The following is a 19,812-nucleotide window of genomic DNA, read 5'->3' as shown; positions in this document are numbered from 1 at the left end:
CCTGCATTGGTAGAATTCGTTATCTCTGTCTCGCCGTGCGCGCTTTCCCCATGTCCCGGTCGCTCGAAATACTCAACGAAATCTTCGGCTATCCCGCTTTTCGCGGCCAACAGGCGGAGATCGTCGAGCATGTCGCGAACGGCGGCGACTCACTCGTGCTGATGCCCACGGGCGGCGGCAAATCATTGTGCTATCAGATTCCGTCGCTGGTGCGCCGCGAGGCGGGCTTCGGCGCGGGCATCGTCGTGTCGCCGCTGATCGCGCTGATGCAGGATCAGGTGGCCGCGCTGACCGAACTCGGTGTGCGCGCCGCGTATCTCAATTCCACCTTGTCGGGCGCCGAAGCCGCGGCCACCGAACGCGCACTGCGCAACGGCGAGATCGACCTCTTGTACGTGGCGCCGGAACGGCTGATGACGTCGCGCTTTCTCGACCTGCTCGACAGCGCGCCGGTCGGCCTGTTCGCCATTGATGAAGCGCACTGCGTGTCGCAGTGGGGGCATGATTTCCGGCCCGAGTACATCCAGCTGTCCGTGCTGCACGAGCGCTTCCCGAACGTGCCGCGCATCGCGCTCACGGCAACGGCGGACGCCATCACGCGCGACGAGATCGTGCATCGTCTGGCTCTGGATGAAGCGCGCATCTTTGTTTCGAGCTTCGACCGGCCGAATATCCGCTACCGGATCGTCGAGAAGGACAATGCCCGCTCGCAACTGCTGGATTTCATCCGCGCCGAGCACACGAACAAGGACGGCACCACGGATGCTGGTGTCGTGTATTGCCTGTCGCGCCGCAAGGTGGAAGAAACCGCGGAATGGCTGAAGGGGCAGGGCCTTCATGCGTTGCCGTATCACGCGGGCATGGAGTTCGAGAAGCGTCAGCGTCATCAGGAGATGTTCCAGCGCGAAGAAGGCGTCGTCATGTGCGCGACGATCGCCTTCGGCATGGGTATCGACAAACCGGACGTGCGCTTCGTGGCGCATCTGGATCTGCCGAAGAGCGTCGAAGGCTACTATCAGGAGACCGGACGCGCCGGTCGCGACGGCATGCCCGCGAATGCGTGGATGGCGTACGGTCTCGGCGACGTCGTGCAGCAGCGCAAGATGATCGACGAATCAGAGGCTGACGACGCTCACAAACGCGTGCAGACCGGCAAGCTCGACGCGTTGCTCGGCCTCTGTGAGGTCGCATCCTGCCGGCGCGTGCGGTTGCTGGCGTATTTCGGCGAGCACAGCACGCCGTGCGGCAATTGCGATACCTGTCTCGAACCGCCCGCGTCCTTCGACGCCACGCGCGAGGCGCAGATGGCGCTGTCGTGTGTCTATCGCGCGCAGAAGGCGAGCGGTTTTCACTTCGGCGCGGGGCATCTGATCGACATTCTGCGGGGCGTGCGCAGCGAGAAGGTGCTGCAGCGCGGGCACGAGAAGCTGTCTACTTTCGGTGTCGGCGAGGCGCTTGCCGATGCCGAATGGCGTGCGGTGTTCCGGCAACTGGTGGCGTTCGGCTATCTGGCCGTCGACCACGACGGTTTCGGCGCGCTCGTCCTGACCGATGCCAGCAAGCCGGTGCTCAAGGGTGAGGAGAGCGTCACGCTGCGCAAGTACGTGAAGCCTGCGCGCAGCCGTCAAGGCTCCGCGCGGACCGGCGAACGCGCCGATCCCACGGCCGGCATGTCGCCGCGCGAGAAGACGCGCTGGGAGCGCCTGCGGGCCTGGCGGGCCGAGACGGCCAAGAGCGACGGCGTGCCGGCCTATGTCATTTTTCATGACGCCACGCTGGCGGAAATCGCTCGCAGCGACCCCGATACGATCGACGATCTTCGGCATATTCCCGGCATCGGCGTTCGCAAGCTGGAGCGCTTCGGCGACGAACTGCTCGATGTGGTCGGCTCTGCCTGAGTTCCCTTCTCTGAAAGCCCCCTGATTTCGGTGCAACGTATTGACCCGATTGGGATTTTCGGAATATCATGCTTGGTTCTCGTTTTTGGAATTTCTCGACTGCGCTTGCTGAACGTGCGTTGGGAGTGAAAACCATCGGCGGGAGCACAAAATGCGCAATTTGTTCGCTTTGCCCGACCCGAATTGCGCTGATTCTGTTCATTTTTAGGATTAAACAATGCCAACCATCAATCAACTGGTTCGCAAAGGCCGCACGTCGGAAACGACGAAGAGCAAGTCGCCGGCCCTGCAGGACTGCCCGCAACGTCGTGGCGTGTGCACCCGCGTGTACACCACCACGCCGAAGAAGCCGAACTCGGCACTTCGTAAAGTTGCCAAGGTTCGTCTGACGAACGGTTTCGAAGTTATCTCGTACATCGGCGGTGAAGGCCACAACCTGCAAGAGCACTCGGTCGTGCTGATTCGCGGCGGCCGTGTGAAGGACTTGCCGGGTGTGCGTTACCACATGGTTCGCGGCTCGCTGGATACCCAGGGCGTCAAGGATCGTAAGCAAGCTCGCTCGAAGTACGGCGCGAAGCGTGCCAAGGCCGGCAAGTAAGCTGCTGGTCTGCTGCAGGACAATCAGGTCGCCGCAAGGCGGTTAAGGCGGTGGTGCCGGAAATGCCGGTGCTGTCGAGTAAGTGGTCACCCGGCCAAGCTGGTTTAGTCGAAGAGATGGATCGGGTTTGTTGGTGGCCGCGGAGCGGGGAACTGCTCCAACTGAAAAAGTAAAGGAAGAATCATGCCGCGTCGTCGCGAAGTCCCCAAGCGGGAAGTGTTGCCGGATCCGAAGTTCGGCAACGTAGATGTAGCCAAGTTCATGAACGTGCTGATGCTCTCCGGCAAGAAGTCGGTTGCCGAGCGTATCGTGTACGGCGCTTTTGAACAGATCCAGACCAAGGGTGGCAAGGACCCGCTGGAAGTGTTCACGGTTGCGCTCAACAACGTGAAGCCGGTGGTCGAAGTGAAGAGCCGTCGCGTTGGTGGTGCCAACTATCAGGTTCCGGTCGAAGTGCGTCCCTCGCGTCGTATGGCATTGGCGATGCGTTGGTTGCGTGAAGCCGCGAAGAAGCGCAGCGAAAAGTCGATGGCCCTGCGTCTTGCAGGCGAACTCTCGGAAGCGGCCGAAGGCCGTGGCGGCGCAATGAAGAAGCGCGACGAAGTTCACCGCATGGCAGAGGCCAACAAGGCATTCTCGCACTTCCGTTTCTAAGCTCCCGCTCCAGGGCATAACGGAAAATCAGGGCGGGTGCGCTATTCCAGGCGCCTCGCCCGTTTGTCTTAGGACGCGGTCGGCAATTGGCCGTCGCGTCGACCCGAAAAAGGATCCAAAGTGGCTCGCAAGACACCTATCGAGCGCTACCGCAATATCGGTATTAGCGCTCACATCGACGCCGGCAAAACGACGACGACCGAGCGCATCCTGTTCTACACGGGCGTGAACCACAAGATTGGTGAAGTTCACGACGGCGCCGCAACGATGGACTGGATGGAGCAGGAGCAGGAACGCGGCATCACGATCACGTCCGCTGCCACCACCGCCTTCTGGAAGGGCATGGGCGGCAACTATCCCGAGCACCGTATCAACATCATCGACACCCCGGGTCACGTCGACTTCACGATCGAAGTGGAACGCTCGATGCGCGTCCTCGACGGCGCGTGCATGGTCTACTGCGCAGTGGGCGGCGTGCAGCCGCAGTCGGAAACCGTGTGGCGCCAGGCGAACAAGTACAAGGTTCCCCGTCTCGCGTTCGTCAACAAGATGGACCGTACCGGCGCGAACTTCTTCAAGGTCTATGACCAGCTGAAGACCCGCCTGAAGGCGAACCCGGTTCCCGTCGTCGTGCCGATCGGCGCGGAAGACACGTTCACGGGCGTGGTCGACCTGATCAAGATGAAGGCGATCATTTGGGACGAAGCGTCCCAAGGCACGAAGTTCGACTACGTCGACATCCCGGCTGAACTCGTCGACACGTGCAACGAGTGGCGCGAGAAGATGATCGAGTCGGCTGCCGAAGCCACCGAAGAACTGATGGAAAAGTATCTCGGCGGCGAAGAGCTGAGCGAGGCGGAAATCGTCAAGGCAATCCGCGACCGGACCATCGCGTGCGAAATCCAGCCGATGCTGTGCGGCACCGCGTTCAAGAACAAGGGCGTGCAGCGCATGCTGGACGCCGTGATCGACTTCCTGCCGTCGCCGGTGGACATTCCCCCGGTCACGGGCGAACTCGAAAGCGGCGAGAAGGCAGAGCGCCGTGCAGCCGACGACGAGAAGTTCTCGGCACTCGCGTTCAAGATCATGACGGACCCGTTCGTCGGTCAGCTGATCTTCTTCCGCGTGTATTCGGGCATCGTGAACTCGGGTGACACCGTGCTGAACGCGACCAAGGACAAGAAGGAACGCCTTGGCCGTATTCTGCAGATGCACGCGAACCAGCGCGAAGAAATCAAGGAAGTGCGCGCGGGCGACATCGCGGCGGCCGTCGGCCTGAAGGAAGCGACCACGGGCGACACGCTGTGCGATCCGCAGCACCCCATCGTGCTCGAACGCATGATTTTCCCGGAGCCGGTGATCTCCCAGGCCGTCGAGCCGAAGACGAAGCCCGACCAGGAAAAAATGGGTCTGGCGCTGAACCGCCTGGCACAGGAAGATCCGTCGTTCCGCGTTCAGACGGACGAGGAATCGGGCCAGACCATCATTTCGGGCATGGGCGAGCTCCACCTCGAAATTCTGGTCGACCGCATGCGTCGTGAGTTCGGCGTGGAAGCGACCGTCGGCAAGCCGCAGGTGGCTTACCGCGAAACGATCCGCAGCAAGGCCGAAGACGTCGACGGCAAGTTCGTCAAGCAGTCGGGTGGTCGCGGCCAGTACGGTCACGCGGTCATCACGCTCGAGCCGAACGAGCAGGGCAAGGGCTACGAGTTCCTGGACGAGATCAAGGGCGGCGTGATTCCGCGCGAATACATCCCGGCCGTGGACAAGGGTATCCAGGAAACGCTGAAGTCGGGCGTGCTGGCTGGCTTCCCGGTCGTGGACGTGAAGGTGCACCTGACGTTCGGTTCGTACCACGACGTGGACTCGAACGAAAACGCGTTCCGCATGGCCGGCTCGATGGCCTTCAAGGAAGCGATGCGCAAGGCAAGCCCGGTCATCCTCGAACCGATGATGGCCGTCGAAGTCGAAACGCCGGAAGACTACATGGGCAACGTGATGGGCGACCTGTCGGGCCGTCGCGGTATCGTCCAGGGTATGGAAGACATGATTGGCGGCGGCAAGATCGTTCGCGCCGAAGTGCCGCTGTCGGAAATGTTCGGCTACTCCACTTCGCTGCGTTCGCTGACGCAAGGCCGTGCAACGTACACGATGGAGTTCAAGCACTATGCTGAAGCTCCGCGTAACGTCGCCGAAGCGATCATCAACGCCAAGGGTAAGTAATACCCGCAAGTCATTCGGCGCAAGCCACAAGCTTTAACCGACAAACAATCTCTGAAAGAAGGTAATCATGGCAAAAGGTAAATTCGAGCGGACCAAGCCGCACGTGAACGTCGGTACGATCGGTCACGTTGACCACGGCAAGACCACGCTGACGGCAGCGATCACCACGGTGCTGACCAAGAAGTTCGGCGGCGAAGCGAAGGCATACGACCAGATCGACGCGGCACCGGAAGAAAAGGCGCGCGGCATCACGATCAACACCGCGCACGTCGAGTACGAAACGGCTAACCGCCACTACGCACACGTCGACTGCCCGGGCCACGCCGACTACGTGAAGAACATGATCACGGGCGCCGCGCAGATGGACGGCGCAATTCTGGTGTGCTCGGCCGCTGACGGCCCGATGCCGCAAACGCGCGAGCACATCCTGCTGGCCCGTCAGGTCGGCGTGCCGTACATCATCGTGTTCCTGAACAAGTGCGACATGGTCGACGACGCCGAGCTGCTCGAGCTGGTCGAAATGGAAGTGCGCGAGCTTCTCTCGAAGTACGACTTCCCGGGCGACGACACGCCGATCGTGAAGGGTTCGGCCAAGCTGGCGCTGGAAGGCGACACGGGCGAGCTGGGCGAAGTGGCGATCATGAGCCTGGCCGACGCGCTGGACACGTACATCCCGACGCCGGAACGCGCGGTTGACGGTTCGTTCCTGATGCCGGTGGAAGACGTGTTCTCGATCTCGGGTCGCGGCACGGTGGTGACGGGCCGTATCGAGCGTGGCGTGGTGAAGGTTGGCGAGGAAATCGAAATCGTCGGTATCAAGACGACGGTGAAGACGACCTGCACGGGCGTGGAAATGTTCCGCAAACTGCTCGACCAGGGTCAGGCAGGCGACAACGTCGGTATCCTGCTGCGTGGCACGAAGCGTGAAGACGTGGAGCGTGGCCAGGTTCTGGCCAAGCCGGGTTCGATCACGCCGCACACGCACTTCACGGCTGAAGTGTACGTGCTGAGCAAGGACGAAGGCGGCCGCCACACGCCGTTCTTCAACAACTACCGTCCGCAGTTCTACTTCCGTACGACGGACGTGACGGGCTCGATCGAGCTGCCGAAGGACAAGGAAATGGTGATGCCGGGCGACAACGTGTCGATCACGGTCAAGCTGATCGCCCCGATCGCCATGGAAGAAGGTCTGCGTTTCGCTATCCGTGAAGGCGGTCGTACCGTCGGCGCCGGTGTCGTGGCGAAGATTATCGAGTAATATGTCGGGCTTGCTTGCGAGCTTGCCTGATTTGAACTCGTAGTAAAGCAGTAACAGACCGGGACCGGATGCGCGTCCTCCACGTGTGTCCGGTTCTACGCTCTTTTGCCAATCGGCGGTGCAAGACCGCCTCGCTCTTTCCAAGGAATTGTCATGCAGAACCAAAAAATCCGCATCCGTCTGAAGGCTTTCGACTATCGTCTGATCGATCAATCGGCAGCCGAAATCGTCGATACGGCGAAGCGGACTGGCGCAATCGTCCGTGGCCCGGTCCCGCTGCCGACGCGCATTCAGCGTTTTGACATCCTGCGTTCGCCGCACGTCAACAAGACGTCGCGCGACCAGCTCGAAATCCGTACGCACCAGCGCCTGATGGACATCGTCGATCCGACGGACAAGACCGTCGACGCGCTGATGAAGCTCGACCTGCCGGCCGGCGTCGACGTCGAAATCAAGCTGCAGTAAGTCTCAAAAAACTCCGATCGCGGCAAGCAGCCGCCGTGACGGAGCTAAGTCTTTGAATTGCTTGCGGGAATCGAAAAGCCTTGTTATACTCCAAGGCTTTTCGCGCCTATCCGCACGAAAAATGCGTTTGTAAAGCCGCTCCAGTCTTCCGTGACGCAGGCGGCACTTGTAAATCAGCCCCGACCAATCGCAGTTGGGAATGGAGAAAACGATGAGCCTTGGACTCGTAGGTCGCAAGGTTGGTATGACCCGTATCTTCACGCCTGAGGGGGACTCGATCCCCGTCACCGTGCTGGACGTGTCGGACAACCGCGTGACGCAGATCAAGACCGTTGAAACGGATGGTTATACCGCCGTTCAGGTTGCATTCGGTACTCGCCGCGCATCGCGCGTGACGAAGCCGTTGGCGGGTCACCTCGCCAAAGCCGGCGTTCAAGCCGGTGAAATCCTCAAGGAATTCCCCGTCGATGCAGCCAAGGCAGGTGAACTGTCGAACGGCGCTGTCATCGCAGCGGATATCTTCGAAGTCGGCCAGAAGGTTGATGTGCAAGGCACGTCGATCGGTAAGGGCTACGCCGGCACGATCAAGCGCTACAACTTCGCATCGGGCCGTGCATCGCACGGTAACTCGCGTTCGCACAACGTTCCGGGTTCGATCGGTATGGCGCAGGATCCGGGTCGTGTGTTCCCGGGCAAGCGCATGACGGGTCACCTCGGTGACGAGACCGTCACGGTCCAGAATCTCGAAATCGCCCGCATCGACGCCGAGCGCAGCCTGCTGCTCGTCCGCGGCGCTGTTCCGGGTGCGAAGGGCGGCAAGGTCTTCGTGACCCCGGCCGTCAAGACGCGTGCTGTGAAAGGAGCGAAATAATGGAACTTAAGCTCCTGAATGCCAATGGTCAGGAAGGCGCTGGCGTGAACGCATCGGACGTCGTGTTCGGTCGCGATTACAACGAAGCCCTGATTCACCAGGTCGTCATCGCCTATCAGGCGAATGCACGCAGCGGCAACCGCGCGCAGAAGGATCGCGAGCAGGTCAAGCACACCACCAAGAAGCCGTGGCGTCAGAAGGGTACGGGCCGCGCTCGTGCCGGTATGTCGTCGAGCCCGTTGTGGCGCGGCGGTGGCCGTATCTTCCCGAATTCGCCGGAAGAGAATTTCTCGCACAAGGTCAACAAGAAGATGCATCGCGCAGGTCTGCGCTCGATCTTCTCGCAGTTGGCTCGCGAAGGCCGTATCTCGGTGGTTGAAGAGCTGACGCTCGAAGCCCCGAAGACCAAGCTGCTGGCCGAAAAATTCAAGGCCATGGGTCTCGATTCCGTGTTGGTCATCACCGATACGGTCGACGAGAACCTGTACCTCGCGTCGCGCAACCTGGCCCATGTGGCCGTTGTCGAGCCGCGTTACGCCGACCCGCTCTCGCTGATCTACTTCAAGAAGATCCTGATCACGAAGGCTGCGGTCGCTCAGATCGAGGAGTTGCTGTCATGAGCGAAGTTCGCAAAAACGATCATCGTTTGATGCAAGTTCTGCTCGCGCCGGTGATCTCCGAAAAGGCGACGCTGGTTGCCGACAAGAACGAACAAGTCGTGTTCGAAGTCGCACCGGACGCCACGAAGCAGGAAGTCAAGGCTGCTGTCGAGCTGCTGTTCAAGGTCGAAGTCAATTCCGTCAACGTGCTCGTCACGAAGGGCAAGGCAAAGCGCTTTGGCCGCTTCAACGGCAAGCGCAAGGACGTGAAGAAGGCGTACGTCTGCCTGAAGCCCGGCCAGGAAATCAACTTTGAAGCGGAGGCCAAGTAATCATGGCAATCGTGAAAGTTAAGCCGACCTCGCCGGGTCGCCGCGCGATGGTCAAGATCGTCAACAAGGATCTGCACAAGGGCAAGCCGCACGCAGCGCTGCTCGACACGCAATCCAAGTCGGCGGGCCGTAACAACAACGGCCGTATCACCACGCGTCACCAGGGCGGTGGTCACAAGCAGCATTACCGTATCGTCGATTTCCGTCGCAACAAGGACGGCATCGCAGCGAAGGTCGAGCGTCTCGAGTACGACCCGAACCGTAGCGCGAACATCGCGCTGGTTCTGTACGCAGACGGCGAGCGCCGTTACATCATCGCGCCGAAGGGCGTGACGGTCGGCACGCAGCTGATGTCCGGTTCGGAAGCGCCGATCCGCGCGGGTAACACCCTGCCGATCCGCAACATCCCGGTCGGTACGACGATCCACTGCATCGAGATGCTGCCGGGCAAGGGCGCGCAGATGGCGCGTTCGGCTGGTACGTCGGCCATGCTGCTGGCTCGTGAAGGCGTGTACGCACAAGTGCGTCTGCGCTCGGGCGAAATCCGCCGCGTGCACGTCGAGTGCCGCGCGACGATCGGTGAAGTGGGCAACGAAGAGCACAGCCTCCGCCAGATCGGCAAGGCAGGCGCGAACCGCTGGCGCGGTATCCGTCCGACGGTGCGCGGCGTTGCAATGAACCCGGTCGATCACCCGCACGGCGGTGGTGAAGGCAAGACGGCTGCAGGTCGCGATCCGGTGAGCCCGTGGGGTACGCCGACGAAGGGCTATCGCACCCGTAGCAACAAGCGCACGACGACGATGATCGTCCAGCGCCGTCACAAGCGTTAAGGAGTAGGCAATGACACGTTCTGCTAAAAAAGGTCCGTTCTGCGACGCTCATTTGCTGAAGAAGGTTGAGTCGGCTGCATCGACGCGTGACAAGAAGCCGATCAAGACCTGGTCGCGTCGTTCGACGATTCTGCCGGACTTCATCGGTCTGACGATCGCTGTTCACAACGGCCGTCAACACGTTCCGGTGTATGTCACGGAAAACATGGTCGGCCACAAGCTTGGCGAGTTCGCACTGACCCGTACGTTCAAGGGTCACGCAGCCGACAAGAAGGCCAAGAAATAAGGGGCTATCAAGATGGAAGTGAAGGCAATTCATCGCGGTGCCCGCATCTCGGCGCAGAAAACGCGCCTTGTGGCTGACCAGATCCGTGGTCTGCCGGTCGACAAGGCGCTGAACGTTCTGACGTTCTCGCCGAAGAAGGCGGCGGGTATCGTCAAGAAGGTCGTGCTGTCTGCGATCGCGAATGCGGAACACAACGAAGGCGCCGATATCGACGAGCTCAAGATCACGAGCATCTACGTCGACAAGGCTGCTTCGCTGAAGCGTTTCACCGCACGCGCTAAGGGTCGCGGTAACCGCATCGAGAAGCAATCCTGTCACATCACTGTGACGGTCGGGAATTAAGGAGCCATACGATGGGACAGAAAATTCATCCGACTGGCTTCCGTTTGGCCGTCAGCCGCAATTGGGCTTCGCGCTGGTACGCGAACAACAACAATTTCGCGGCGATGTTGCAGGAAGACATCGGTGTTCGTGAATATCTGAAAAAGAAGCTGAAGAACGCTTCGGTCGGCCGCGTCGTCATCGAGCGTCCGGCGAAGAACGCGCGCATCACGATTTACAGCTCGCGTCCGGGCGTCGTCATCGGCAAGAAGGGTGAAGACATCGAACTGCTGAAGTCCGAGCTGCAAAAGCGCATGGGCGTTCCGGTTCACGTCAACATCGAAGAAATCCGCAAGCCGGAAACGGATGCTCAGCTCATCGCTGATTCGATCACGCAACAGCTCGAGCGCCGGATCATGTTCCGCCGCGCGATGAAGCGCGCGATGCAGAACGCGATGCGTCTCGGTGCCCAGGGCATCAAGATCATGAGCGCGGGTCGTCTGAACGGTATCGAAATCGCTCGTACCGAGTGGTATCGCGAAGGTCGCGTGCCCCTCCATACGCTGCGTGCGGATATCGACTACGCAACGTCGGAAGCGAAGACCACGTACGGCATCATCGGCGTGAAGGTGTGGGTCTACAAGGGCGACACCCTGGGCCGCAACGAAGCGCCGGTCGTGGAAGAAGTGGCGGAAGAAAAGCGTCCGCGCCGCAACGCACGTCCGGGTGGCGATCGCCGTCCGCGCCGTGACGGTGAAGGTGCTCCGGCTGGCGCGCGTCGCGGTGCACCCCGTCGCGCTGGCGGTGACGCGAAGACTGGAGAATAACGATGCTGCAACCGAAACGCAGAAAGTATCGCAAAGAGCAGAAGGGTCGTAACACCGGCAAGGCGACGCGCGGCAACGCGGTGTCGTTTGGTGAATTCGGCCTGAAGGCTATCGGTCGCGGCCGTTTGACCGCCCGTCAGATCGAAGCCGCGCGTCGTGCGATGACGCGTCACATCAAGCGTGGTGGCCGGATCTGGATCCGTATTTTCCCGGACAAGCCGATTTCGCAAAAGCCGGCCGAAGTGCGTATGGGTAACGGTAAGGGTAACCCGGAGTACTACGTCGCTGAAATTCAACCGGGCAAGATGCTGTACGAAATGGACGGTGTCACCGAAGAACTGGCGCGCGAAGCGTTCCGTCTGGCTGCAGCCAAGCTGCCGCTGAAGACGTACTTCGTCGTGCGTCAGCTCGGCGCCTAAGGAGTAAATGATGAAGGCATCTGAACTTCACCAGAAAGACCAGGCCGCGCTCAACAAAGAGCTGTCGGACCTGCTGAAGGCGCAATTCGGCCTGCGCATGCAACTCGCGACCCAGCAGCTCACCAACACGAGCCAGCTGAAGAAGGTCCGTCGCGACATCGCGCGTGTGCGCACCGTCATGACTGAGAAGGCGAACCAGAAATGAACGAAAGCGTAAAAACCTCGCTCAAGCGGACTCTGGTCGGCAAGGTCGTCAGCAACAAGATGGACAAGACGGTCACCGTGCTGGTCGAGCACCGCGTGAAGCATCCGATCTACGGCAAGTACGTCGTGCGCTCCAAGAAGTACCACGCGCATGATGACGCGAACACGTACAACGAAGGCGATCTCGTCGAAATCCAGGAAACCCGTCCGATTTCGAAGACGAAGGCCTGGGTTGTGTCGAAGCTGGTTGAAGCCGCTCGCGTGATCTGAAGCCGATTCTCGGCGATGCTGTAAGTAGTTGTATCGCAGTAAGTTTCGCTTGCAAGACCGAGATTGTTTGTTATAATCTCGGTCTTCCCTCTTTGTGGGAGCCCCGTCGCGGGCGAAATTGGTGGGGGAAGCCGGCTTGGGCGCCAGCCTGAGTCGACAGATTCACCGGATTGCGATGGCGGGTTTCGTCTGCCGTTGCTGCCTGTTCTAACCCAAGCAGCCATTTGGCTGACGGGACCAAGACTGACCGGCTGCGCCATGGTGGTGCAATCGGATTAAGTTGGGAAAGATAAACCATGATCCAGACCGAAACTCGGCTTGAAGTGGCCGACAACACGGGTGCGCGTGAAGTCATGTGCATCAAGGTGCTCGGCGGCTCGAAGCGTCGTTACGCAAGCATTGGCGACATCATCAAGGTGACCGTCAAGGAAGCGACGCCGCGCGGACGCGTGAAAAAGGGCGAAATCTACAACGCCGTGGTCGTTCGTACGGCCAAAGGCGTGCGTCGCCAGGATGGCTCGCTCATCAAGTTCGACGGCAATGCCGCCGTTCTGCTGAACACGAAGCTCGAGCCGATCGGCACGCGTATTTTCGGGCCGGTTACGCGTGAACTGCGTAGCGAACGATTCATGAAGATCGTTTCGCTCGCGCCGGAAGTGCTGTAAGGAGCCGCGATGAACAAGATTCGCAAGGGTGACGAAGTCATCGTCACGGCCGGCAAAGACAAGGGCAAGCGCGGTACCGTGCTCGTCGTTGCGGAAGACCGTGTCACCGTCGAGGGCATCAACCTCGTCAAGAAGCACGTGAAGCCGAACCCGATGAAGGGAACGACAGGCGGCGTGGAAGCCAAGTCGATGCCGCTGCATATTTCGAACGTCGCTTTGATCGACGCGAATGGCAAGGCGTCACGCGTAGGCATCAAGGTCGAAGACGGCAAGAAGGTTCGCTTCTTGAAGTCGACCGGCGCCACGCTCAACGCCTGACGCGGAGTTAAAAAATGGCTCGTCTGCAAGAGATTTACAAAGAAAAGGTTGTGCCGCAACTGGTGGAAAAGTTCGGCTACAAGTCCATCATGGAAGTGCCGCGCATCACCAAGATCACCCTGAACATGGGCCTTGGCGAAGCCGTCGCTGACAAGAAGATCATCGAAAACGCCGTGGGCGACCTGACGAAGATCGCCGGCCAGAAGCCGGTCATCACGAAGGCGCGCAAGGCAATCGCAGGCTTCAAGATTCGTCAGGGCTACCCGATCGGCGCGATGGTCACGCTGCGCGGCCAAGCGATGTACGAATTCCTCGACCGTTTCGTGACCGTTGCGCTCCCCCGTGTGCGCGACTTCCGTGGCGTGTCGGGCCGTGCATTCGACGGTCGTGGCAACTACAACATCGGTGTGAAAGAGCAGATCATTTTCCCCGAAATCGACTACGACAAGATCGACGCGCTGCGTGGGCTGAACATCAGCATCACGACTACCGCGAAGACTGACGATGAAGCAAAGGCGCTGCTCGCCGGCTTCAAGTTCCCGTTCAGAAACTGAGGTTACCGTGGCTAAACTGGCACTGATCGAACGTGAAAAGAAGCGCGCGCGCCTGGCAGCCAAGTACGCTCCGAAGCGTGCTGAGCTGAAGGCTGTGATCGACGACGCAAGCAAGTCGGACGAAGAGCGCTACCTCGCGCGTCTGGCGCTGCAACAACTGCCGCGTAACTCGAACCCCACTCGCAAGCGTAACCGCTGCGCGATCACGGGTCGTCCGCGTGGCACGTTCCGCAAGTTCGGACTCGCACGCGGCAAGATTCGTGAAATCGCTTTCCGCGGCGAAATCCCTGGCCTCACCAAGGCGAGCTGGTAATAGGAGAAACATAAATGAGCATGAGTGATCCTATCGCCGATATGCTGACTCGCATCCGCAATGCGCAGATGGTCGAGAAGGTTTCGGTGACTATGCCCTCGTCGAAAGTCAAGGTTGCGATTGCGCAGGTTTTGAAGGACGAAGGTTATATCGACGATTTCGCGGTGAAGGCTGAAGGCGCGAAGATCGAGTTGAATATCGCGTTGAAGTACTACGCCGGCCGTCCGGTCATCGAACGCCTCGAGCGCGTTTCGAAGCCTGGCCTGCGCGTGTACCGCGGTCGCAACGACATTCCGCAGGTCATGAATGGCCTCGGCGTTGCAATCGTGTCGACGCCGAAGGGTGTGATGACCGACCGCAAGGCGCGCCAGAACGGCGTCGGCGGCGAAGTCATCTGCTACGTCGCTTAACGCCTAAGGAGAAGAAACATGTCTCGAGTAGGTAAGAGCCCGATCGCGCTGCCGCAAGGCACCGAAGTGGCCGTCAAGGGCGACGTCATCACCGTCAAGGGCCCGCTCGGTACGATCTCGCAGCCGGCCAACAAGCTGGTGAGCCTGACGAACGAGAACGGCACGCTGCAACTCGCTCCGACGGATGAAAGCCGCGAAGCAAACGCGATGTCCGGCACGATGCGCGCCCTGGTGGCGAACATGGTGCAAGGCGTCACCAAGGGTTTCGAGCGCAAGCTGACGCTGGTTGGCGTTGGTTATCGTGCGCAAGCGCAAGGCGACAAGCTGAACCTGTCGCTGGGTTTCTCGCACCCCGTGGTGCACCAGATGCCGGAAGGCATCAAGGCTGAAACCCCGTCGCAGACCGAAATCGTGATCAAGGGGATCGACAAGCAGAAAGTCGGACAGACCGCGGCGGAAGTGCGCGGCTATCGTCCGCCGGAGCCTTACAAGGGCAAGGGCGTGCGCTATTCCGACGAGGTCGTGATCCTCAAAGAAACGAAGAAGAAGTAAGGGTGCGCAATCATGGATAAGACTCAATCTCGCCTGCGCCGCGCTCGTCAGACGCGTATCAAGATCGCTGAGCTGCAGGTTCCGCGTCTGGCCGTGCATCGCACGAATACGCATATCTACGCGCAAGTGTTCTCGGCATGCGGCACGAAGGTCGTGGCAAGCGCCTCGACGCTGGAAGCTGAAGTGCGTGCCGAACTGGCCGACAAGTCGGGCAAGGGCGGCAACGTCAACGCCGCGACCCTGATCGGCAAGCGTATCGCCGAAAAGGCCAAGGCAGCCGGCATCGAATCCGTCGCCTTTGACCGCTCGGGTTTCCGCTACCACGGCCGCGTGAAGGCGCTGGCTGATGCGGCGCGTGAAGCCGGGCTCAAGTTCTAAGGGAAGAATTCGTCATGGCAAAGATGCAAGCGAAAGTTCAGGCTGACGAACGCGACGACGGCCTGCGCGAAAAGATGATTTCGGTCAACCGCGTGACCAAGGTCGTGAAGGGTGGCCGGATTCTCGGCTTCGCCGCACTGACCGTGGTTGGCGACGGTGATGGCCGCGTCGGCATGGGCAAGGGCAAGGCAAAGGAAGTTCCGGTTGCCGTTCAGAAGGCAATGGAACAAGCCCGCCGCAACATGTTCAAGGTGCCCCTGAAGAACGGCACGCTGCAACACGAAGTGCACGGCAAGCACGGCGCCTCGGCAGTCCTCCTCGCTCCGGCGAAGGATGGTACTGGCGTGATCGCCGGCGGCCCGATGCGCGCCGTGTTCGACGTGATGGGCGTGCAAAACGTCGTGGCCAAGAGCCACGGTTCGACGAACCCGTACAACCTCGTTCGTGCCACGCTGGACGGTCTGCGCAAGCAGTCGACGCCGGCTGATATCGCGGCGAAGCGTGGTAAGTCCGTCGAAGACATTCTGGGCTAAGGTGGTCACCATGTCTGAAAAAACTGTCAAGGTTCAGCTCGTGAAGAGCCTGATCGGGACCCGCGAAACGCACCGTGCTACGGTGCGTGGTCTCGGCCTGCGTCGCCTGAACTCGGTTTCCGAGTTGCAGGACACGCCGGCAGTGCGCGGGATGATCAACAAGGTTTCGTACCTCGTTAAGGTCATCGCCTGAGCGCGACCTACGGATCCAAGGAGTTGAACATGGAATTGAATAACCTGAAGCCGGCAGAAGGCGCGAAGCACGCAAAGCGTCGCGTCGGTCGCGGCATCGGTTCGGGCCTGGGCAAGACTGCAGGTCGCGGCCACAAGGGTCAGAAATCGCGTTCGGGCGGCTTTCACAAGGTCGGCTTCGAAGGCGGTCAGATGCCTCTGCAGCGCCGTCTGCCGAAGCGCGGCTTCACGTCGCTGACGAAGGAATTCGTTGGTGAAGTGCGCCTGGCCGATCTCGAAAAGCTGCCGGTTGACGAAATCGATCTTCTGGCGCTGAAGCAAGCAGGTCTGGTCGGCGAGCTCATCAAGAGCGCGAAGATCATCAAGACCGGCGAGATCACCCGCAAGGTTACGGTGAAGGGTCTGACGGCAACGAAGGGCGCCCGCGCTGCAATCGAAGCCGCTGGCGGCTCGTTCGCCGAGTAACGCGCTTTCGCCGTTACTAGCACTAGCATCGGAGAAGGTTCTTGGCTAACAGCCCGAGTCTCGCAAAAACCGGTCGAAGCGCGGCGAAATTTGGCGATTTGCGCCGGCGGGCAGTGTTCCTGCTGCTGGCGTTGATCGTCTACCGCATTGGTGCGCATATTCCGGTTCCCGGCATCGATCCGGACCAACTGGCGAAGCTGTTCCAAAGCCAGTCAGGCGGCATCCTTGGCATGTTCAACATGTTTTCGGGTGGCGCGCTTTCACGGTTCACGATCTTTGCGTTGGGCATCATGCCCTACATCTCGTCGTCGATCATCATGCAGTTGCTGTCGATCGTGTCGCCGCAGATGGAGGCGCTGAAGAAGGAAGGGCAGGCGGGGCAACGGAAGATCACGCAATACACGCGGATCTTCACCGTGGTGCTCGCGACCTTCCAGGCGTTCGGTATCGCGGTTGCGCTGGAAAATCAGCCCGGCCTGGTACTCGACCCCGGCATGGTGTTCAGGTTGACGACGGTCGTTACGCTGGTGACGGGCACGATGTTCCTGATGTGGCTCGGTGAGCAGATCACGGAACGCGGTCTTGGCAACGGCATTTCGATCATCATCTTCGGCGGTATCGCGGCGGGTTTCCCGAACGCAATCGGTGGTTTGTTCGAGCTGGTTCGCACCGGTTCGATGAGCATCATCTCGGCGATCATCATCGTCGTGCTGATCGCGGCGGTCACGTATCTGGTCGTGTTCATTGAACGCGGTCAGCGCAAGATCCTCGTGAACTATGCGAAGCGCCAGGTCGGTAACAAGATTTACGGCGGACAGTCGTCTCATCTGCCGCTGAAGTTGAACATGTCGGGTGTGATTCCGCCGATCTTCGCGTCGTCGATCATCCTCTTCCCGGCAACCATCCTGAACTGGTTCAGTTCGGGTTCGCGCACCAACTGGTTCGCGAACACGCTGCACAACGTGGCCGAGGCCCTGAAGCCTGGTCAGCCTGTGTACGTGCTGCTGTATGCGTTGGCGATCGTCTTCTTCTGCTTCTTCTACACCGCACTGGTGTTCAACAGCCGGGAGACCGCCGACAACTTGAAGAAGAGCGGTGCTTTCGTTCCGGGTATCCGTCCGGGCGATCAGACTGCACGATATATCGACCGCATCCTCACGCGTCTGACGCTGGCGGGGGCGATCTACATCGTATTCGTGTGCCTGCTGCCTGAGTTTCTGGTGTTGCGCTGGAACGTGCCGTTTTATTTTGGTGGAACGTCGCTGCTGATCATTGTCGTCGTCACGATGGACTTCATGGCTCAGGTGCAGTCGTACGTTATGTCGCAACAATATGAATCGCTGCTCAAGAAGGCCAACTTCAAGGGTGGCAACGTCCCGATGCGTTGATTAGGACCATGGCCAAAGACGATGTTATCCAGATGCAGGGTGAGGTCATCGAAAACCTTCCCAACGCTACTTTCCGGGTGAAATTGGAAAATGGCCATGTCGTCCTGGGTCATATTTCCGGAAAGATGCGGATGCACTACATCCGCATCCTGCCGGGCGACAAGGTTACGGTTGAATTGACGCCTTACGATCTGTCTCGTGCGCGGATCGTGTTCCGGGCGAAGTGATTTGAAAAAAGGGTAATATCATGAAAGTGATGGCATCGGTTAAGCGCATTTGCCGCAATTGCAAGATCATCAAGCGCAAGGGCGTTGTGCGCGTGATTTGCAGCTCTGATCCGCGCCACAAACAGCGTCAAGGCTGAACGCCGCGCTTTTGCTTGCGCTTTTTGTTTGAGGAAAAACAATGGCTCGTATCGCAGGGGTTAACATCCCGAATCACCAGCATACCGAGATCGGCCTGACGGCAATCTTCGGCATCGGTCGCACGCGTTCGCGCGGCATCTGCACCGCCGCTGGTGTTGAATTTTCGAAGAAGGTCAAGGACCTCACTGACGCAGACCTCGAAAAGCTGCGTGACGAAGTGGGCAAGTTCATCGTCGAAGGCGACCTCCGCCGTGAAGTGACGATGAACATCAAGCGCCTGATGGACTTGGGTTGCTACCGCGGCATGCGCCATCGCAAGGGTCTGCCCCTGCGTGGCCAGCGTACGCGCACGAATGCCCGTACCCGCAAGGGTCCGCGTCGTGCAGCGCAATCGCTGAAGAAGTAAGCGGAACTGACAGTTACAGGAAAACGTAATGGCTAAGGCTTCGAACAACTCCGCGGCGCAACGCGTTCGCAAGAAGGTCAAGAAGAACGTCGCCGAGGGCGTGGTTCACGTTCACGCGTCGTTCAACAACACCATTATCACGATCACCGACCGTCAAGGTAATGCGCTTGCATGGGCAACCTCCGGTGGTCAGGGCTTCAAGGGCTCGCGCAAGTCGACCCCGTTTGCAGCCCAGGTCGCAGCCGAATCGGCAGGCCGTGTGGCAATGGAATACGGCGTGAAGAACCTCGAAGTGCGGATCAAGGGCCCCGGTCCTGGCCGTGAATCGGCGGTGCGCGCGTTGCATGGTCTTGGCATCAAGATCACCGCGATCTCCGACGTGACGCCGGTCCCGCACAACGGTTGCCGTCCGCCGAAGCGCCGTCGTATCTAAGTCGACGACGCGACCGCATGTTTCCTGTCGATGCGCGAGTATCGGCGGGTTTCGTGCGTTATGAAGTTTGACTAAGCCCACCGTTCGACCCAAAGGGTTCGGACTAGCGCAGATGGACGTTGCAGTGACATCTGCGTGATCAAATTTTAAGGATGCAAAGTGGCACGCTATACCGGTCCCAAAGCCAAGCTCTCCCGCCGTGAAGGCACCGATCTGTTCCTGAAGAGCGCACGCCGTTCGCTCGCCGACAAGTGCAAGCTCGACAGCAAGCCCGGCCAGCACGGCCGCACCTCGGGCGCACGTACGTCCGACTACGGCACCCAGTTGCGCGAAAAGCAGAAAGTGAAGCGTATCTACGGCGTGCTGGAACGTCAGTTCCGCCGCTACTTCGCTGAAGCCGACCGCCGCAAGGGCCCGACGGGCGAAAACCTGCTGCAGTTGCTCGAGTCGCGTCTCGACAACGTGGTGTATCGCATGGGCTTCGGCTCGACGCGCGCAGAAGCACGTCAGCTGGTCAGCCACAAGTCGATCATGGTGAACGGCCAGGTCGCGAACATCCCGTCGCTGCAAGTGAAGTCGGGCGACGTCGTGTCCGTGCGCGAACAGTCGCGCAAGCAGGCTCGCATCGTCGAAGCCCTGTCGCTGGCAGAGCAAGGCGGCATGGCGAGCTGGGTCTCGGTCGATGCAAAGAAGTTCGAAGGCACGTTCAAGTCGATGCCCGAGCGTAGCGACATCGCCGGTGACATCAACGAAAGCCTGATCGTCGAATTGTATTCGCGTTAATC

At 60.0% G+C, this 19,812-nt stretch carries 32 protein-coding genes; all 32 read left to right on the top strand.

Annotated elements, in window-relative coordinates; translation table 11 throughout:
• The first annotated feature begins 50 nt into the window (after positions 1-50).
• The 32 genes from recQ (at position 51) to rpsD (ending at position 19,810) form a co-directional block, all read left to right on the top strand.
• A complete protein-coding gene (gene recQ, locus QCE64_RS11825) occupies positions 51-1,898 on the top strand; it encodes a DNA helicase RecQ (RefSeq protein ID WP_309931161.1) in 1,848 nt (615 codons plus the stop codon).
• A 217-nt stretch (positions 1,899-2,115) separates the two neighbouring features.
• Positions 2,116-2,496 carry a 30S ribosomal protein S12 gene (rpsL, locus tag QCE64_RS11820; protein ID WP_006053290.1) on the top strand — a complete coding sequence of 127 codons (381 nt, stop codon included), beginning with the start codon at positions 2,116-2,118 and terminating at the stop codon, positions 2,494-2,496.
• A 183-nt stretch (positions 2,497-2,679) separates the two neighbouring features.
• Positions 2,680-3,150 (top strand): 30S ribosomal protein S7, encoded by a 471-nt coding sequence (gene rpsG, locus QCE64_RS11815; protein ID WP_006053291.1) that lies wholly within the window; start codon positions 2,680-2,682, stop codon positions 3,148-3,150.
• A gap of 120 nt (positions 3,151-3,270) precedes the next feature.
• Positions 3,271-5,373 carry an elongation factor G gene (gene fusA, locus QCE64_RS11810; RefSeq protein WP_309810393.1) on the top strand — a complete coding sequence of 701 codons (2,103 nt, stop codon included), beginning with the start codon at positions 3,271-3,273 and terminating at the stop codon, positions 5,371-5,373.
• Between the two features lie 67 nt (positions 5,374-5,440).
• The gene (gene tuf / locus QCE64_RS11805; protein ID WP_309918853.1) at positions 5,441-6,631 is read left to right on the top strand and encodes an elongation factor Tu; all 1,191 of its coding nucleotides are present in this window, start codon (positions 5,441-5,443) and stop codon (positions 6,629-6,631) included.
• Between the two features lie 153 nt (positions 6,632-6,784).
• Complete coding sequence (gene rpsJ, locus QCE64_RS11800) at positions 6,785-7,096, top strand: 30S ribosomal protein S10 (RefSeq protein ID WP_006998489.1); 312 nt, start codon at positions 6,785-6,787, stop codon at positions 7,094-7,096.
• A 211-nt stretch (positions 7,097-7,307) separates the two neighbouring features.
• Complete coding sequence (gene rplC, locus QCE64_RS11795; RefSeq protein ID WP_309810389.1) at positions 7,308-7,967, top strand: 50S ribosomal protein L3; 660 nt, start codon at positions 7,308-7,310, stop codon at positions 7,965-7,967.
• Positions 7,967-8,587 carry a 50S ribosomal protein L4 gene (gene rplD, locus QCE64_RS11790; protein WP_309810386.1) on the top strand — a complete coding sequence of 207 codons (621 nt, stop codon included), beginning with the start codon at positions 7,967-7,969 and terminating at the stop codon, positions 8,585-8,587. Before rplC ends, rplD begins: the two co-directional genes overlap by 1 nt.
• A complete protein-coding gene (gene rplW, locus QCE64_RS11785) occupies positions 8,584-8,898 on the top strand; it encodes a 50S ribosomal protein L23 (RefSeq protein ID WP_035967599.1) in 315 nt (104 codons plus the stop codon). Before rplD ends, rplW begins: the two co-directional genes overlap by 4 nt.
• A 2-nt stretch (positions 8,899-8,900) precedes the next feature.
• Positions 8,901-9,728, top strand: a complete 828-nt coding sequence (gene rplB / locus QCE64_RS11780) for a 50S ribosomal protein L2 (RefSeq protein ID WP_309810383.1) — start codon at positions 8,901-8,903, stop codon at positions 9,726-9,728.
• A gap of 10 nt (positions 9,729-9,738) precedes the next feature.
• Complete coding sequence (gene rpsS, locus QCE64_RS11775) at positions 9,739-10,014, top strand: 30S ribosomal protein S19 (protein ID WP_035967602.1); 276 nt, start codon at positions 9,739-9,741, stop codon at positions 10,012-10,014.
• A gap of 12 nt (positions 10,015-10,026) precedes the next feature.
• Entirely contained in the window at positions 10,027-10,356 is a 330-nt protein-coding gene (gene rplV / locus QCE64_RS11770; protein WP_007730533.1) for a 50S ribosomal protein L22, read from the top strand.
• A gap of 11 nt (positions 10,357-10,367) precedes the next feature.
• On the top strand, positions 10,368-11,162 hold the full coding sequence (gene rpsC, locus QCE64_RS11765) for a 30S ribosomal protein S3 (protein WP_087049856.1): 795 nt from the start codon (positions 10,368-10,370) through the stop codon (positions 11,160-11,162).
• A gap of 2 nt (positions 11,163-11,164) precedes the next feature.
• A complete protein-coding gene (gene rplP / locus QCE64_RS11760; protein ID WP_309810379.1) occupies positions 11,165-11,581 on the top strand; it encodes a 50S ribosomal protein L16 in 417 nt (138 codons plus the stop codon).
• A 10-nt stretch (positions 11,582-11,591) separates the two neighbouring features.
• Positions 11,592-11,786 (top strand): 50S ribosomal protein L29, encoded by a 195-nt coding sequence (gene rpmC / locus QCE64_RS11755; protein ID WP_309811713.1) that lies wholly within the window; start codon positions 11,592-11,594, stop codon positions 11,784-11,786.
• Positions 11,783-12,055: a 30S ribosomal protein S17 gene (rpsQ, locus tag QCE64_RS11750; RefSeq protein ID WP_309810376.1), complete on the top strand. Its 273-nt coding sequence runs from the start codon at positions 11,783-11,785 to the stop codon at positions 12,053-12,055. The genes rpmC and rpsQ overlap by 4 nt, the downstream gene beginning before the upstream one ends.
• 296 nt (positions 12,056-12,351) lie before the next feature.
• Positions 12,352-12,720: a 50S ribosomal protein L14 gene (rplN, locus tag QCE64_RS11745; protein ID WP_006998478.1), complete on the top strand. Its 369-nt coding sequence runs from the start codon at positions 12,352-12,354 to the stop codon at positions 12,718-12,720.
• Positions 12,721-12,729: 9 nt separating this feature from the next.
• Entirely contained in the window at positions 12,730-13,038 is a 309-nt protein-coding gene (rplX, locus tag QCE64_RS11740; RefSeq protein WP_309810373.1) for a 50S ribosomal protein L24, read from the top strand.
• A gap of 14 nt (positions 13,039-13,052) precedes the next feature.
• Positions 13,053-13,592 carry a 50S ribosomal protein L5 gene (gene rplE, locus QCE64_RS11735; RefSeq protein WP_087049859.1) on the top strand — a complete coding sequence of 180 codons (540 nt, stop codon included), beginning with the start codon at positions 13,053-13,055 and terminating at the stop codon, positions 13,590-13,592.
• A gap of 7 nt (positions 13,593-13,599) precedes the next feature.
• Positions 13,600-13,905, top strand: coding sequence for a 30S ribosomal protein S14 (rpsN, locus tag QCE64_RS11730; protein WP_008343864.1), 306 nt, complete (start codon positions 13,600-13,602; stop codon positions 13,903-13,905).
• Positions 13,906-13,919: 14 nt separating this feature from the next.
• A complete protein-coding gene (rpsH, locus tag QCE64_RS11725; RefSeq protein ID WP_035506756.1) occupies positions 13,920-14,315 on the top strand; it encodes a 30S ribosomal protein S8 in 396 nt (131 codons plus the stop codon).
• Between the two features lie 18 nt (positions 14,316-14,333).
• Positions 14,334-14,867: a 50S ribosomal protein L6 gene (gene rplF, locus QCE64_RS11720; RefSeq protein ID WP_309810367.1), complete on the top strand. Its 534-nt coding sequence runs from the start codon at positions 14,334-14,336 to the stop codon at positions 14,865-14,867.
• A gap of 12 nt (positions 14,868-14,879) precedes the next feature.
• Positions 14,880-15,245, top strand: a complete 366-nt coding sequence (gene rplR, locus QCE64_RS11715; protein ID WP_008343872.1) for a 50S ribosomal protein L18 — start codon at positions 14,880-14,882, stop codon at positions 15,243-15,245.
• Between the two features lie 14 nt (positions 15,246-15,259).
• Positions 15,260-15,778, top strand: coding sequence for a 30S ribosomal protein S5 (gene rpsE / locus QCE64_RS11710; protein ID WP_061170928.1), 519 nt, complete (start codon positions 15,260-15,262; stop codon positions 15,776-15,778).
• Positions 15,779-15,788: 10 nt separating this feature from the next.
• Positions 15,789-15,971 carry a 50S ribosomal protein L30 gene (gene rpmD, locus QCE64_RS11705; protein WP_050454145.1) on the top strand — a complete coding sequence of 61 codons (183 nt, stop codon included), beginning with the start codon at positions 15,789-15,791 and terminating at the stop codon, positions 15,969-15,971.
• Positions 15,972-16,000: 29 nt separating this feature from the next.
• Positions 16,001-16,435, top strand: coding sequence for a 50S ribosomal protein L15 (gene rplO / locus QCE64_RS11700; protein ID WP_087049863.1), 435 nt, complete (start codon positions 16,001-16,003; stop codon positions 16,433-16,435).
• Positions 16,436-16,476: 41 nt separating this feature from the next.
• Entirely contained in the window at positions 16,477-17,823 is a 1,347-nt protein-coding gene (secY, locus tag QCE64_RS11695; RefSeq protein ID WP_309810356.1) for a preprotein translocase subunit SecY, read from the top strand.
• 8 nt (positions 17,824-17,831) lie between these two features.
• A complete protein-coding gene (gene infA / locus QCE64_RS11690) occupies positions 17,832-18,050 on the top strand; it encodes a translation initiation factor IF-1 (protein ID WP_004521905.1) in 219 nt (72 codons plus the stop codon).
• 20 nt (positions 18,051-18,070) lie between these two features.
• Entirely contained in the window at positions 18,071-18,187 is a 117-nt protein-coding gene (gene rpmJ / locus QCE64_RS11685) for a 50S ribosomal protein L36 (RefSeq protein WP_004199844.1), read from the top strand.
• A 41-nt stretch (positions 18,188-18,228) separates the two neighbouring features.
• Positions 18,229-18,594, top strand: coding sequence for a 30S ribosomal protein S13 (rpsM, locus tag QCE64_RS11680; protein WP_008344037.1), 366 nt, complete (start codon positions 18,229-18,231; stop codon positions 18,592-18,594).
• Between the two features lie 28 nt (positions 18,595-18,622).
• Entirely contained in the window at positions 18,623-19,027 is a 405-nt protein-coding gene (gene rpsK / locus QCE64_RS11675; protein WP_006052224.1) for a 30S ribosomal protein S11, read from the top strand.
• Positions 19,028-19,186: 159 nt separating this feature from the next.
• Positions 19,187-19,810 carry a 30S ribosomal protein S4 gene (gene rpsD / locus QCE64_RS11670; protein WP_309810351.1) on the top strand — a complete coding sequence of 208 codons (624 nt, stop codon included), beginning with the start codon at positions 19,187-19,189 and terminating at the stop codon, positions 19,808-19,810.
• Positions 19,811-19,812: the final 2 nt, after the last annotated feature.

The organism is Caballeronia sp. LZ043, from assembly GCF_031451075.1.
Classification (GTDB): Bacteria; Pseudomonadota; Gammaproteobacteria; order Burkholderiales; family Burkholderiaceae; genus Caballeronia.
This window is presented reverse-complemented; position numbering and strand designations above follow the sequence as displayed.